The sequence below is a fragment of the Sphingobacterium sp. HSC-15S19 genome (genome assembly GCF_050433745.1).
Taxonomy (GTDB): domain Bacteria; phylum Bacteroidota; class Bacteroidia; order Sphingobacteriales; family Sphingobacteriaceae; genus Sphingobacterium; species Sphingobacterium siyangense.
The window spans coordinates 64,823-78,846 of sequence record NZ_JBNPWQ010000025.1 but is presented as its reverse complement, the minus strand read 5'-3'; the positions used below and the strand labels follow the sequence as shown (position 1 = coordinate 78,846).

The following is a 14,024-nucleotide window of genomic DNA, read 5'->3' as shown; positions in this document are numbered from 1 at the left end:
GAATTAAATACGTAATTTTAATACCACAAGGACAACCATTATGAAAAATTTGCTTACACAAGAGGAACAGTCAATGCTACTTGAAACGCTAAAAGAAAGGTTTCAGAAATTCCCCAAACGACACCCACAGATCAGCTGGGACGAAGTAGTGCATAAATTGCTTGAAAGCCCCCAAAAATTATGGAGTTTGTTCCAAATGGAAAAGAGCGGTGGCGAGCCCGACCTTGTTATTATTGATCCAAACAAAAAGCAGTATGCTTTTGTGGATTGTACAGAAGAAAGTCCCAAAGGAAGAAGAAGTCTCTGTTTTGACCAAAAAGCCTTAGATGACAGGAAGGAAAACAAGCCTATTGGAAGCGCTGTCGAAGAAGCTAAAAAAATGGGGACCGAGCTGCTTTCTGAACAACAATATCGCCAACTCCAAATGTTAGGTGAATTTGATTTAAAAACTTCCAGCTGGATACAAACTCCAGCGGGTATTCGTAAGCTTGGTGGCGCCTTATTTGGTGACAGACGTTACAACCAAGTTTTCACCTATCATAATGGCGCGATCTCCTATTATGCGGCACGGGGCTTTCGTACCATACTTTTTCTTTAAATAAAAGCACTTAAGTATCAAAATATAAAACCTATATGAAAACAATTTTAATCGCCACCCTACTCTTTTGCTTGGGAGCTGCTCAACCCCTTTTTTCACAAGTATCTTTTCCTTCTTTCTTGGAAGGGACGTGGAAGGTTGACAATAAAGAGGAATACGAACAATGGGATCGTATAAACGAACATGAATTAAAAGGCCTTTCCTATGCGTTGAAAAATGGCCAAAAGATAGTTAGCGAATACCTAAAATTGACCAAAATAAAGGATAAAATTATATATACAGCACTGGTCATCGGACAAAACAATGGGAAAGAAGTCAATTTTGAGCTAAATTACCAGGATAGTACCTATTCTTTTGTCAATGAGGTCCATGATTTCCCTAATTTCATTCGATATACACGCGTCGCTACAAACCGACTTCATATTGCAGTGGAAGGAAAATCGGGAAAAGTCAGATCTTTTTATGCGACTAAAATCGTACCGACAACGACCGTAGCGAACCCAAATTACGATCATGAACTCGCAAAAAAATTAGGGGCCGATGATTATGGAATGAAATCCTACATCTTTGTCCTCCTGAAAACTGGCGAGAATAAAACAACAGACAAACAATTTATTAATGAATGTTTCAAAGGTCACATGGAAAATATCAATCTTCTCGTAAAAAATGGGCAACTGATTGTTGCTGGCCCGTTTGGGAAAAATGACAATAACTTCCGGGGGCTTTTTATCTTAAATAACATGGCTTCTATTGATGCGGCAAAGCATATTTTAGAAAACGATCCAGCGATAAAGAATGGTCTCTTAGAAGCTTCATTTTACCCTTGGTATGGTTCAGCTGCTTTGGCAGAATACCTGTCCCAAGTAGATAAAATCTGGAAAAAACAACATTAGCTGTTTGTTCGTGACATACAGCTGTCATTTGCCGATCTAACTTTGGGGAAAACTAAAAGACATGAAAAATCAAACAATCCCTTCATTCAGTATAATTGGCCTCGCCATCCGTACGAGCAACCAAAATGGACAGGCAGCTAAGGACATTCCGGAACTTTGGGCCCGCTTTTTTAAAGAAGATGTATTAAGCCGTATTCCCAACAAGATATCCAACGAACTTTACTGTATCTATACCGAATATGAAAAGGATCATACCCTACCTTATACGACTTTCTTGGGCTGTAAAGTAAGCAATCTTGAAGAAGTACCCGAAGACTTGGATGGTATTCATATCGCTGAAAATCATTACCAACACTTTACCGCGGAAGGAAGTTTAGAAGATGGCATCGTTTATGAAACTTGGCAAAAGATATGGAGTTCGGATTTACCAAGAACATATGCTGCAGACTTCGAAATATATGGCGAAAAAGCTCAAAATCCACAAGACGCAAAAGTGGATATTTTCATCGGTATCCAGTAAGCCCTCTATCGTAACAAAAAGTATGTCTTAAGATATTAATCATTTATTTTAAACTAAATAACACTTACCTTTGTGCCGATTTAAAGAAAAACATTATGCAAGGCAATACGACATACAGAAAAAAAGTTGTTCGATATAGCTATTTAAAATTAATTGGAAGTTCAGCTCTCGTTAGTATCATTTGTTGCTTATTGGCATACAGTCTCAAGCACAGCACAGGTTATGTACAGGAAGAATTGTTTGAAAGAGTATTTTCCTGGAATCCTAAACTGTTTATTATTCTACCCAGCATCGGTATTACAGCTATCTATTTTTTACGGAAATACGCTTTTCAAAACAGAAAAAACAAAGGGATCAAAGAAATCTATACAACATTGGAAACAAGAAAAGACCATTTGCCTTTTTTTAAGATTCCTTCCCATTATATCAATGGTTTTCTAACTGTAATTTTTGGTGGTTCAACCGGTGTTGAAGTCTCCACAGTTGTTGCCACAGCTACAGTAGGCAACCAAGCGTATAGGAGATTGCATCCGGCTTGGGCCTACAAAACCGAGTTGATCTGCGCTGGCGTAATTGCTGGAGTCACACTGTTGTTTGGAAGCGCATTGGGTGGTTTTCTTTTTGCTTTTGAGGTAATTGCACGGAGATATAATAAGACTTTACTCATTAGTGGACTAACTTCAATGGCTGTGGCGTCCGTATTTGTTTATTACCTTGATGCAAGTCCTTTATTTACATTTGAGGTAAAAGCATGGCGATGGCAGGCGATCCCTTTTGTAGCCATTTTAGGACTGATTGGCGGGATCTTAGCGTTATATTTCACTAAAATTGTTATTTATGCAAAGTCCTATTTTGCAGGCATAAAAAGTAATTTTATCCGTGTCAATTTGGGCGCAATCACCGTTGGGACATTTATCTTTTTCTTGCCGGCATTGTATGGCGACAGCTATCATGGTCTTGGAGAAATTCTAAAAAGCAGTCTGCATGATTCTGTTAATTTACTGTACTTTCTTCCGCTGATCCTGCTTGTTCTCTTAAAACCTTTTGTAGCCTCTTTGACCTTAGGTGCAGGTGGTGATGGCGGCGTTTTTGCCCCAAGTATTGTTACAGGTGCATTGTTAGGCGTTTTGTTTGCACAGCTTTGTAATCATTACCTAGGCACACAATTGGTGGTTATAAATTTTGCTCTTTTTGGTGCTGCGGCAATGCTTTCGGCAGCAATACATGCCCCCTTTACAGCAATCTTTATTATCGCAAGTCTTGTTCCGGGGGGCTACTTGCTTCTGGCACCGCTACTTATTAGCAGTTTTATTGCGAAAGCGCTGGCAAAAAAACTATATCCTTATAATGTATACACCTATAAGGAAGTAGCGACAGCCAAACCATTTTAATCTCACTGATTGATCAACAAAACATGATCAAATCACAATAAAAAAGCGCCTCAAATACGTTTGAGGCGCTTTTTTCATGATTTAATCTTCCCTGCTCCCATCATCTGCCATACGGACTATCTTAGGCGAAAACTTTGCCACGACATCAACAAGATCTTTTTGTGAAGCCATTACGGTATGGATGTCTTTATAGGCCATCGGCGCTTCATCCATCCCTGCCCCAAGCAACATAATACCTTTATCTTTAAGCATCGAATGGAGATCATGGGAAGATAGCGTTTTAATCGCTTGCGTACGGCTCATTAGTCGACCTGCCCCATGAGATGCCGATTGTATCGCATTCGACTCCCCTTTTCCACGAACCAAAAATCCTGGTGTAGCCATGGAGCCTGGAATAATCCCCATAACCCCTTTTGCAGCTGGCGTAGCACCTTTTCGATGGACAATAACCTCTTGACCATTCCACGTTTCCTTCCATGCAAAATTGTGGTGATTTTCGACCTTCGCCAACAATTCGGCCCCTAAAGCCAACGTAATCTTTTCATGGATCACTTCATGGCAAGCTGATGCATAATCTCCGGCGAGATTCATCGCTAGCCAATATTCTTGCCCTTCATGAGTATCTAAGTCTAAATAGGCTAGATTTTCAGCTTGGTAAGGCAACTTACACAAGGATTTGGCTAATTTTGTATAATGTGCAGCAATGGTGGCGCCCATTCCTCTTGAACCTGAATGGGTCAGTAAGCCTAAATAGGCTCCGCTATCAATGTTCAAAACCTCATCTCTTTCTTCAAATTCGACTATACCGAACTCCACAAAATGATTCCCCCCACCTGAAGATCCCAATTGCGTCCAGGCTTTATCCTTCAATGCGGAAAGGAAGCTGTTCTCAGTGAACAATTCGTTATCCAATACAGCATGATCTACACGTTCATGTCTCAAATATCCATTGCCAGCACCAAACTTACTATTACGCAGAATAATGTCTTTCAAGGTCATTAAATTCTCTTCCAAAAATGAGGCTGGCAAATCAAAGATAGACAAAGCCATACGACAGCCAATATCGACACCGACCCCATAAGGAATCACCGCATTATTAGTCGCCAGTACTCCACCAATTGGCAACCCATATCCTTGATGCGCATCCGGCATCAGCGCTCCGGCAACTGAAACAGGCAATTTCATAGCGATATTCATCTGTACTTTTGCCCCTGTTTCGATTTCAGACGCGCCATAAATCGTATATTCCGCCGGAGTCTCGTTCAATGCAATTAACGACTTATCAACAGCCTCTTGTCCAAGTATGGCATGAGCCAAAATTCCGAAAACAGCATCTTCTGAATACCCGGTCGGATCTTCCAGGACAGACTTGAATTTTTCGAGCATTTCTAACCGCGTAAAACCGTGTCTTTTACTATTGATCTTTAATGCCACGCCCAAGGAATGATTCTCTTTATATCCTAATGCAATTAAATCATTGCCATTTATTCTTTTATTTTCCATTTTTTTACGTTCTTTTTTGATGGAGCAGCCATACAACTTCTCCAAAGCAGGTAACAACATCTCTTTACGTTGCTACCTGCACCTCTTTCAACTTATTAATCTTTTATTTCACAAACAATTGCTTGAGTTGGTCAACAATCTGTCCATTTCCGGAAACCGAAATCGTATTGATCTTTTCAGCAATCTTTTCCACATATTCCATTTCCTTCAATTTAAACAACATACTGTTTTCTTCCATCAGCTTCGCGGTATTCAACAAACTCCGTGTTGAAGCAGTCTCTTCACGACGCATGATGCTATTCGCCTGCGCCCTCTTCTCTGCAATCAACACCTGGTTCATGATGTCCCGCACATCTCCTGGTAAAATAACATCTTTAATGCCACAGGTCAACAGTGTTATACCCAAGCCCGCGGCTTGTGGCAATGTATTTTCTAAGACATAGCCTTGTATTTCGGTCTTTCGCTCCATCAACTCGTCCAAAGTCATCTGGCCAATATAGGACCGTAAGGTCAACTGCATCAACGAATACAATTGCTTTTCATATTCTTTATTATCCAATAGCGCTTTGACAATATCCACAATCTGATATTGCAGCGTGAAATTGATTCTGATCTGTGCCTTATCTTTGGACAAGATCTCCTGTCCCGCCACCTCCAACGTCAAGACTCTCATATCAGCTTTTGAAATCGCTATGGTTTTTGCATTCTTCCACCAACAATACGTTCCCGACTTCAAAATATCTACAAACACACCGTCCACAAAAAGCAATGCTTTCTCATTTGGTTCAATTTTATATTGACGTACATAATAGCCTAAGCTCTGCTTCTCCAGCAATTGACGATTAACAGATGTAGGGATCTCAATCTCCGTAATGTCTTCTAATTGAAATCTGCGTTCGCGCAATTCCTTCCAAAAAAGATGTCTGCCAGACGCTAACGTCTTTTCAAAATTACCATTCAAAAAAACAAGACAGATCTCCGTATCACCCACTTCAACGATATCGACCAATTCGCGAAAACCTGTCAACTGCAACAGTACATCGACATTGCGACCGGAAGGAAATGGATGAGTAGTCGTGTACTTCTCCAGTTTTTCACCAAATCCCAACCAGTAGTTACCGGATTTCAAAACACGGATCACCGCATTGTTCTTAACAACCAATCCGATTTCGTCTGTAGTTAGTTGTACTCTTTTCATTGTATATTCTTTTAAATTTTCCTCATTTCTATTATAAAAACTGCTATTTTTTATCCCTTGACCTCAAGCGGGATTCGAAAGTCCAGATACCCTTTTTAAAATCAAAAGTCGATGAACAAATACCCCATCTTATTGTCATGACATTTTATTATAAATGCAGATACCTCACTTAGGAATCTCAGGCCATCAATCAATTGCTCAATCGCATGAAAACAGCGTATAAGCAGGATAAAAGATAGCAAGCTTCTACCAAACGACCTTTTTGAAGAAAGTCTTAACTTTGAATGTCCGAATGGACAGTTCGATGCAATACCCTTATGCTATTCCATCCGAAAATGGAAGTGGGATTCGAACCCACACGATTGTGTTGTTATTCTAACCAGACTGAACTATCCTGATTGCTCAGGAGTAGGAATCGAACCTACGACCCACAACTAACTGCTTTGCTCTACCCTTGAGCTACCTTTTTTACAGGAGAGGATTCGAACCTCTAACACGAGCACTTTCCTTTCAACTTCTCGTTTTATCAGTATATTGAAGCTCATAGAGAACAATACTAACCTGCTATACTGAAACAGGTGACCAGGATGCCATCTGAAGAAGAAAGGCTCTTTTATACTTCATAATAAAGTATATATCTTAAAGCTTTTCGCTATAATTTCCATCAAAGAACGTTTGTCATTGTTGACATTACAAATATCGTTGGTTTACTACGCAGGGAATTTGCGTAACAATAAAAAGAAATAAGAAAAACCCATGAAAAACTCTATAGTACTGATATACAGATGATAAAAATAAATAATTGGTGTAAAAAAAGATTTAGAAGTCCTGAAATACGCAAATTCATTGCGTCTTAAATCGACATGGTAGACTTACGGCCCTCTGCATTGTTTCAAAAAGAATGGAAAATTAGATTTTTTGATGAATATTCTGTTGAATATAGTGGTAATCCGTGATCATGTTATCCAATTTATATCCTAATTTTATTCCAATATTAAGACGATATCAAAAATGAAAAGTTTATATGCAACAATAGGGCTGTTTTGCATGTTAGCAAGCTGTACAAATTCAGCGCAAGACCATAAAAGCGCTACTGCAAATCATCCTGCAAAGCAAATACCAATCAAAGACAGCACAAGGACAGCGGAGCAAGACACGGCAGTGGGTCAGCATCAGCAAGCAGAAGCTTGGTTGAAAGGAATTTTTCAATGTACAGGTTCCGCATCTGGGAAATATTGTTACTATCTGGATAAAGAGGACGCATTATGTACCAAGCGATTCCAAGCCTTTTTAAAAGATGCGAATGAAATTTACGGGCCCTCCAACCTCACAGATGAAGAACTACCCAAAGCTGAGGCAGCTTACAAGGCCAAATGGGGAAAAATCTACCCCTTATATACAGCGGAAACCTGGTTATTTGGAAGAGGTAATGACGACGCATTGGATATCAAGGATGTCAAAATCGACAGAGTAACTGAAAGCAAATTTATCGTATTTATTGATTACGGTAATGACATCCGAACAAAAAATGAAGTTCAATTGGTCAATGAGCAAGGTTCTTATAAAATAGATTATTGCAAGACGACTTTCCTACACTAAACGTTACCCCCAGCATTGAAAATGCCAATTTTCTAGACGATAAATTGGCATTTTCAATTTATGATTATTTGCTACTTTCAATTAAGCTTGGGAACTATTGTTCCATTTGACCACATTTCCCTGATGGATAAGCCCATAGACAGTTGAGATGCGAGAAACTGCTTCTGCAGAACAACTCGCATCGACAAAAAGGAGGCTAGCATCATCTCCAACTTTCGGCCATACGGAATTCCCTTGATCATCAAGCGGAATTTTGCCATTGGTCGCATAACGAAGGCAACGGGATAACTCGAATTCAGTTTCATAACCATATAATTCCGCAGCCAGATTGGCTTTTTGAAGCATATTACCGCTACCGAAAGTACCCCAATGGTCCTGAACATTGTCGTTTCCTGCAAAAACTTCCACTCCCGCTTTTTTCAATTCCCGAAATGGCATCAACATATTGCGAAAAGGAACCGAACTGCAGATACCAACTTTCGCTTCTGCCAATCGTTCGGCCGTATGTGCTAAGTCCTTTTTCGGCATGTAACCTAAGGCGAAAGCATGACTGATAAATGTACGTCCCTGCAATACCGGATTTTCCAATGCTTTATCAATCAAATAATGTATGGTCTTAACACCTGATTCCCCTCCCTCATGCAAGTGGATATCGATTCCCTTGTTATTATCCAATGCAAGTTGAACGGTCAAGTCCATCGGTTTCTCAATACTGCCGTCAATACTAAAGGGATCCAAACCACCAATAAAATCCACCTGCCCCCATTTAGCTACCTCCTCCATTAGTTTCGCCGATTCTGTATAGAATAGACCGTGCTGGGGGAATGCGACCAGTTCTGCAGCAAATGAATATTTTAAATGTTCCAGCGCCTGTAACAAATGCTCCAATGACTTTGTTCCCGATGTTGGGTCTACATTAAAATGCGTACGTGCAAAATTTGTTCCGTAGCCCTGTAAAAGCGCGATTAACTTTTCGGCCCGTTCGACAGAGGTTTTCAACAACTCGGGGATAATCACCTGTTCCTTGGCAATCATATCTTTTACAGTTCTATTTTTTGGAAATACCGCCTTCCAGGGCAGGCCGTATAATGTTTTATCCAAATGAATATGCATGTCACGGAATGGTGGCAATGCCAATTTACCTTTCACATCAAAAGCTTTTCCATTGGCTAGAGATTGCGCTCGCTCAATATTTTTTATTTTATTTGCCTCAATTTGAATATCAAATAATGCCGTTTTCGTAGCAACAATTTCGTCCTTCTCATAAAGAAAGCCTGTTTCTAGCAATACATTCTTCAACAAATATGTCTCTTGATTCTGATTGATTTCATTCATGCCTATATCATTTTTCACCAAAGCTAAGTGATTTGAGCCAATGATCTTTGTACGAATTATCACAGCTTATGTAGATATTATGGCTGTGCTTTAAACTGACTTGGCGTCATATTCGTATGGCTTTTAAAAAACTTACTGAAGCTTGCATTGTCGTAAAACCCTAAATCAAAAACAATCGCTTTGATCGTTTTATCCGAAATTCTAAGCAATCGCTTTGCTTCCAGTAACACACGTTCCTGAATCAAAAATGAAGCTGATTTCTGTAAAACCCGATTACTTAACACATTCAGATAATTTGCCGAAATATTTAGCTTCTCGGCATAAAAAGCGACTGATTTTTCACTTTTATACCATTCATCGATAAGCTGCACAAATTTTGCCATAATTGGATTAGCCTGATATTGTTCATAATCATCATAATTATCCTGAACGATCTTGCTGATCAGAAGCGTAATTACTTTGACCCGTGCGTAAATCAATTCCCATAGGATCTCGCCATCCTGTAAATCATCTGCAATTGCCTTGAATTCTGTTAATAAGGACTGGAAATTGGCTGTTGAAAGATCAATGACCAAATGCTTAAGGTAATAGGAAATAGGAAATCGCAACGCAGGTAATAAGCTTTCGAACCAACGCCTACTGATCATGAGCTGCAGTGCATAGGTAGGATCGGCCATCTGCCACTGATGCACCTGTCCCGGAAAAACCAGATGTAACTGATTTGCGCCTAGTACAAAACGGTCAAAATCTATTGTATGTGTGCCTACAGACTCCTGAAACAATAAAAGGATAAAAAAATCGTGTTTGTGCGGTTCACTAATTTCTCTAGGGCCAATGAGCTCATGAAAAAGCAAATCGCGGTCAGCGATAATCCCTTCCTGAAATTTCTGCAGGTCTAATATTGGAAAATGGTCGTTGGGTTGATACATAAACAGTATTCCAAAGATAGTATCTAAATATTAAAAACAAAAACTAGTGAGAGCTGGTAACAATGCTACAAATTACGACTAACTTATGACCAACTTCGTCCTGTAAGCACAGTGAGTCCACAGTGAGTCCACGTTGAGTCCACCTTTTTTAAGTGTATTTACTATGGATGCATCGTACAGACATACTGCTTACAGTCCGAAGTTGGTTACTCCTAGTCCATTATTTGTTCAAACGAAACTCTTATTGTTTGGACTCCCTGTATAAAAGAAAATTGTTACGATTATAACTATTGTTTAATATAAAAAAATGTTACTTTAACGCGGCTGCTAGGGTGTCAAGCGATATTGAATGCCGACGCCCCAAATCTAATTTAAAATCGAGAAATGCAAATCGAAATCGGTCGTATATTTTATGAAATAGTTCCCTGGAATAAAGATTATATCCAAATTTCGGGTAGTTCATCACCCTATCGTGTACATGCTCCGGCACATTGCGATGTTGCTTTCCTTAAAGAGTACATCAAGTTAAACCCGCCAGAAAGTAAATCGGAAGGTATATCCTATTCCTATCTAGAAAATCCCTACTACCTTTTTGGAAAACCTTATTTGGTCAAAATCTATCCTTCCACAACGCTAGCAACCGTTGAACTGACAGCTACAAGCATATGTGTATATCAAAAGAAGAGCACGAATACATTGAAATTACTGCACAAATGGAGTCAGGAATTACTCTATCATGAAATAATCAAGCAGATTGCTTATTGGGAAGAACAGTTGGATATATATGATGTAGCTACAGTAACCATCCATAAATTATCCAAAAACGATTTTAGAATCGTTGAAGGTGGATTTCATTTTTCAAATCGACTCATTGATTTCGAAAAAGAACACATCAATCTAATTATTCTAAAGGCTTTCTGTAAATTTGCTCATAAGACGCAAAAAGAAACAGAGGCAATTTTCAGTTTATATATTCCAAACTGGAGAGATCTTTATTAGTACAGCATAATAAGATGACAGAAATTAACATCAGAATCCAACTAAAAAAAGACGATTTAATCATACCATTCAGCAATCAAGATCTTATACCATTCATCGACAAACATCAGCAAGAAATCAATGATTACGTTATCGAGCAATTGGAAGATAAAGATGGCGCACCGCATTTAAGTGACTTTAGCATAAGTGGATTGACTTTTTATACAAATAGTACCGAAGGTTCTTTTAGACTTCATTTTAAAATTGATCGTCAATTTTGTTGTAGTGATCTCTCATCGTGTCAAATGGATTATATAGACTTTAAGTTTAATAAATCAAATGATAGTATCGCACTAACTGGAAGTTATACCGTTTGGACAATTCAATAGAAGATATGCGAGTACCCGAACGTTATCAAGTTAATACAAGTTCATTTTCTTTTTATTGGTCAAAGGGTCTTGGTGTCGAATTGCTTCGCAAATTGCCGACGAAACTTTCCATCGCTGCTGCCGATCAATTTACTCCTTTACTCTATCAATTTGACAATAGCTGCGACCAACTTGTCGAGCAGCTACACCTAAAAATTGGTTTCCATAAAGGTCAACAACTGCTTAAAGATGCACTTGCAGGCAAGCCTATTGATGCAGCATACGAACATGTATTGCTGAATTTTTTAAATACATTAGATCTCAGCCCTTCTTGGTTAGATTGGGATAAAATAGAACAAGGCATTGGGCTCAGTCAACGCTCTGGTTTATCAGGACTTATTGTGTTACGGGATTATGTCCTCATGGGAGGCTATGAATCCAGTGCGATCAATAAACCCTTAATCTTTACGGGAGCACTAAAAAAAGGTGCCGTAAAACGGCTCACCGAAACGGTAACCTTTTGGGTTGATATCACAGGCAATGATGCGCTGAAAAAGGGAAATATTGGCATAGAGGCCATTCTACTCATCCGATGTATCCATTCGTATGCGCGATTAAATATCCTAAAGCACGGTCAGTGGCAAACAGAAAAATGGGGCATTCCATTAAATACATGGGATATGCTTGCAACCAATCTCGGATTTTCTCTTGTTTACCTAACAGGACTAAAACGCATGAAATTCAATGTATTGAAAAATGAGGTTGAAGGTTTATTCCATGTCTGGAAATTTATCGGAACATTGCTGGGTATTCCAATGCAACTTCTCCCCGACACAGAGGAGCAAGCCATTGAAGCTTTGTATTATTGGACCATGACACAACAATCAGGAGATCAGGATAGTTTAGCTTTAGCAAAAGCGCTAATGGAAGAGCCCATTAAAGCGGCCTACCCCACAAACAAATGGGGACGAAAGCTCATGCGCGAAATTCATCTCTACTACAATCATTATCTATTGGGAGACTATTCCTGTTCACTATTGGGTTTAAAGAAGACGGTACTCGGTAAAATGGCTTATGTGAATATCTTAAAAAATAAAAAAGCAAATCGTATGGTTACCGACAGCTTATGGCGACAACAACAAATTGACAAAGGAAGAAAAGTACACGAAGGCGTGAAACAAATCTATCTGAAATACAATTAACCAACGTTGCGCTCGTAAGGCACCCGTGTCGCAATGGATCGTCCCAGGGTCAGCTCATCGACATATTCCAGCTCGCCACCAAAGGCTATACCGCGGGCAATCGTTGTAATTTTAACATCAAACTCACGCAATTTACGGTATAAATAAAAAATGGTGGTATCCCCTTCCATTGTTGCTGAAAGTGCCAAAATAACTTCTTCTACTTCACCTCTCTGGATTCGATTAATTAACCCTTCGATTTTTAGATCAGCGGGGCCAATACCGTCCATTGGCGAAATTAACCCTCCCAATACATGATATACCCCTTGATAGGAATTTGTATTTTCGATGGCCATCACGTCTCGCGTGTCTTCTACAACACAGATCAAACTTTTATCGCGTTTGAATGAGGCGCATATCTCACATATACTGTGGTCAGAAATATTGAAACATTCTTGGCAATATTGAATATCTTCTTTCAAGCGATCGATAGAGGCCGTAAAACGCGCTACATCTGCATCGGATTGCTTCAACAGATGCAAAACCAGTCTTAATGCCGTCTTTTGTCCCACGCCAGGTAATTTTCCAAATTCGGCAACTGCGTTCTCGAGAAGTTTAGAAGAAAAATTCATAATGCAAATGTAAGAATAATCAGAAAAAGTAGCTAGTATTAAAAAAATAGCTATATTGTATTCCTTTTTGAAAAATTAGGTTTTAGAAATTAAATGTATAACGTTATATATGGACATTACAAAAGAAGATAAAATTATCCGCGCATTTGAAAACAAAACATGGCAGGAAATTAAAGTAAAGGACTCATGGCAGATTTTTAAAGTGATGTCAGAGTTTGTGGATGGGTTTGAGAAATTGGCAAAAATTGGCCCCTGTGTTTCAATATTTGGATCAGCACGTACCCCACGCGAACACAAATATTATCAAATGGCGGTAGATATTGCTAGCTTATTGACGGAACGCGGTTATGGTATTATCTCCGGTGGTGGACCGGGTATTATGGAGGCAGCCAATAAGGGCGCCTACGAATCTGGAGGGAAGTCTGTTGGTCTAAACATTGAATTGCCATTCGAGCAATTTCACAACAAATATATTGACCGCGACAAATTGCTTGAATTTAAGTACTTTTTCGTCAGAAAGGTCATGTTTATGAAGTATTCTCAAGGATATATTGTTATGCCTGGAGGTTTCGGAACCATGGACGAACTTTTTGAAGCAATCACACTGATTCAAACCGGTAAAATTGCGCGTTTTCCAATCGTATTGGTCGGCTCTGAATATTGGAAAGGATTAATGGACTGGGTTCAAAATACAATGATTTCAAACAAATATATCAGTGAAGAGGATTTAAAACTGTTTCGAATTGTGGATACAGCCGAGGAAGCAGCTGATCATATTTTCCGGTTCTACGATAAATACTTGTTGAAACCAAACTTCTAAGAAGTACTTCTTCAAAAAAGGAGTATCTGTTGATTCAGATACTCCTTTTTTTTGTCTATTCGAAGCTGCTTTCCTTTGT

Annotated in this window: 14 protein-coding genes and 1 tRNA gene; 9 read left to right on the top strand and 6 right to left on the bottom strand. The window is 39.1% G+C overall.

Annotation, left to right across the window (positions count from 1 at the left end; genetic code table 11):
- The first annotated feature begins 40 nt into the window (after nt 1-40).
- The 4 genes from L1283_RS19435 (at nt 41) to L1283_RS19420 (ending at nt 3,402) form a co-directional block, all read left to right on the top strand.
- Complete coding sequence (locus L1283_RS19435; protein ID WP_075992674.1) at nt 41-598, top strand: DUF4256 domain-containing protein; 558 nt, start codon at nt 41-43, stop codon at nt 596-598.
- 35 nt (nt 599-633) lie between these two features.
- Nucleotides 634-1,491, top strand: coding sequence for a DUF6265 family protein (locus L1283_RS19430; protein ID WP_075992675.1), 858 nt, complete (start codon nt 634-636; stop codon nt 1,489-1,491).
- A gap of 61 nt (nt 1,492-1,552) precedes the next feature.
- Nucleotides 1,553-2,011, top strand: a complete 459-nt coding sequence (locus tag L1283_RS19425) for a GyrI-like domain-containing protein (RefSeq protein WP_088161612.1) — start codon at nt 1,553-1,555, stop codon at nt 2,009-2,011.
- A 95-nt stretch (nt 2,012-2,106) separates the two neighbouring features.
- The gene (locus L1283_RS19420; RefSeq protein WP_145326763.1) at nt 2,107-3,402 is read left to right on the top strand and encodes a chloride channel protein; all 1,296 of its coding nucleotides are present in this window, start codon (nt 2,107-2,109) and stop codon (nt 3,400-3,402) included.
- An 81-nt stretch (nt 3,403-3,483) separates the two neighbouring features.
- On the opposite strand, the gene L1283_RS19415 is transcribed toward L1283_RS19420, so the two are convergent.
- From L1283_RS19415 to L1283_RS19405, 3 genes are all read right to left on the bottom strand, one after another.
- The gene (locus L1283_RS19415; RefSeq protein ID WP_286849339.1) at nt 3,484-4,905 is read right to left on the bottom strand and encodes an RtcB family protein; all 1,422 of its coding nucleotides are present in this window, start codon (nt 4,903-4,905) and stop codon (nt 3,484-3,486) included.
- Nucleotides 4,906-5,008: 103 nt separating this feature from the next.
- Nucleotides 5,009-6,103, bottom strand: a complete 1,095-nt coding sequence (locus L1283_RS19410) for a slipin family protein (RefSeq protein ID WP_286849337.1) — start codon at nt 6,101-6,103, stop codon at nt 5,009-5,011.
- Between the two features lie 402 nt (nt 6,104-6,505).
- Nucleotides 6,506-6,567: transfer RNA gene (locus tag L1283_RS19405), tRNA-OTHER, on the bottom strand.
- 547 nt (nt 6,568-7,114) lie between these two features.
- Between L1283_RS19405 and L1283_RS19400 the strand changes: the two genes are divergently transcribed.
- Entirely contained in the window at nt 7,115-7,702 is a 588-nt protein-coding gene (locus L1283_RS19400; protein ID WP_286849334.1) for a hypothetical protein, read from the top strand.
- An 81-nt stretch (nt 7,703-7,783) separates the two neighbouring features.
- Here L1283_RS19400 and L1283_RS19395 read toward each other — a convergent pair whose 3' ends face one another.
- A complete protein-coding gene (locus L1283_RS19395) occupies nt 7,784-9,037 on the bottom strand; it encodes an amidohydrolase (RefSeq protein ID WP_286849332.1) in 1,254 nt (417 codons plus the stop codon).
- Between the two features lie 77 nt (nt 9,038-9,114).
- Entirely contained in the window at nt 9,115-9,966 is an 852-nt protein-coding gene (locus tag L1283_RS19390; protein WP_088161616.1) for an AraC family transcriptional regulator, read from the bottom strand.
- A 384-nt stretch (nt 9,967-10,350) separates the two neighbouring features.
- Here L1283_RS19390 and L1283_RS19385 point away from each other — a divergent pair, with 384 nt between their 5' ends.
- From L1283_RS19385 to L1283_RS19375, 3 genes are read left to right on the top strand one after another with little or no spacing between them, the layout of a single operon-like run.
- On the top strand, nt 10,351-10,965 hold the full coding sequence (locus tag L1283_RS19385; RefSeq protein ID WP_088161617.1) for a hypothetical protein: 615 nt from the start codon (nt 10,351-10,353) through the stop codon (nt 10,963-10,965).
- Between the two features lie 14 nt (nt 10,966-10,979).
- Nucleotides 10,980-11,333 (top strand): hypothetical protein, encoded by a 354-nt coding sequence (locus tag L1283_RS19380; protein ID WP_286849330.1) that lies wholly within the window; start codon nt 10,980-10,982, stop codon nt 11,331-11,333.
- Nucleotides 11,318-12,514: an oxygenase MpaB family protein gene (locus tag L1283_RS19375; protein ID WP_286849327.1), complete on the top strand. Its 1,197-nt coding sequence runs from the start codon at nt 11,318-11,320 to the stop codon at nt 12,512-12,514. Before L1283_RS19380 ends, L1283_RS19375 begins: the two co-directional genes overlap by 16 nt.
- Here L1283_RS19375 and recR read toward each other — a convergent pair.
- Complete coding sequence (recR, locus tag L1283_RS19370; RefSeq protein WP_088161620.1) at nt 12,511-13,125, bottom strand: recombination mediator RecR; 615 nt, start codon at nt 13,123-13,125, stop codon at nt 12,511-12,513. The two genes, L1283_RS19375 and recR, sit on opposite strands and share 4 nt — an antisense overlap.
- 115 nt (nt 13,126-13,240) lie before the next feature.
- On the opposite strand from recR, the gene L1283_RS19365 reads away from it, so the two are divergent.
- Nucleotides 13,241-13,945, top strand: coding sequence for a TIGR00730 family Rossman fold protein (locus L1283_RS19365; RefSeq protein WP_167512255.1), 705 nt, complete (start codon nt 13,241-13,243; stop codon nt 13,943-13,945).
- Nucleotides 13,946-14,024: the final 79 nt, after the last annotated feature.

What these genes read in the sequence shown, in the direction of transcription:
- recR (WP_088161620.1), bottom strand. Translation starts at nt 13,125, where the DNA reads ATGAATTTTTCTTCTAAACTTCTCGAGAACGCAGTTGCCGAATTTGGA.
- L1283_RS19385 (WP_088161617.1), top strand. Translation starts at nt 10,351, where the DNA reads ATGCAAATCGAAATCGGTCGTATATTTTATGAAATAGTTCCCTGGAAT.
- L1283_RS19415 (WP_286849339.1), bottom strand. Translation starts at nt 4,905, where the DNA reads ATGGAAAATAAAAGAATAAATGGCAATGATTTAATTGCATTAGGATAT.
- L1283_RS19380 (WP_286849330.1), top strand. Translation starts at nt 10,980, where the DNA reads ATGACAGAAATTAACATCAGAATCCAACTAAAAAAAGACGATTTAATC.
- L1283_RS19390 (WP_088161616.1), bottom strand. Translation starts at nt 9,966, where the DNA reads ATGTATCAACCCAACGACCATTTTCCAATATTAGACCTGCAGAAATTT.
- L1283_RS19420 (WP_145326763.1), top strand. Translation starts at nt 2,107, where the DNA reads ATGCAAGGCAATACGACATACAGAAAAAAAGTTGTTCGATATAGCTAT.
- L1283_RS19400 (WP_286849334.1), top strand. Translation starts at nt 7,115, where the DNA reads ATGAAAAGTTTATATGCAACAATAGGGCTGTTTTGCATGTTAGCAAGC.
- L1283_RS19435 (WP_075992674.1), top strand. Translation starts at nt 41, where the DNA reads ATGAAAAATTTGCTTACACAAGAGGAACAGTCAATGCTACTTGAAACG.
- L1283_RS19395 (WP_286849332.1), bottom strand. Translation starts at nt 9,037, where the DNA reads ATGAATGAAATCAATCAGAATCAAGAGACATATTTGTTGAAGAATGTA.
- L1283_RS19425 (WP_088161612.1), top strand. Translation starts at nt 1,553, where the DNA reads ATGAAAAATCAAACAATCCCTTCATTCAGTATAATTGGCCTCGCCATC.
- L1283_RS19410 (WP_286849337.1), bottom strand. Translation starts at nt 6,103, where the DNA reads ATGAAAAGAGTACAACTAACTACAGACGAAATCGGATTGGTTGTTAAG.
- L1283_RS19430 (WP_075992675.1), top strand. Translation starts at nt 634, where the DNA reads ATGAAAACAATTTTAATCGCCACCCTACTCTTTTGCTTGGGAGCTGCT.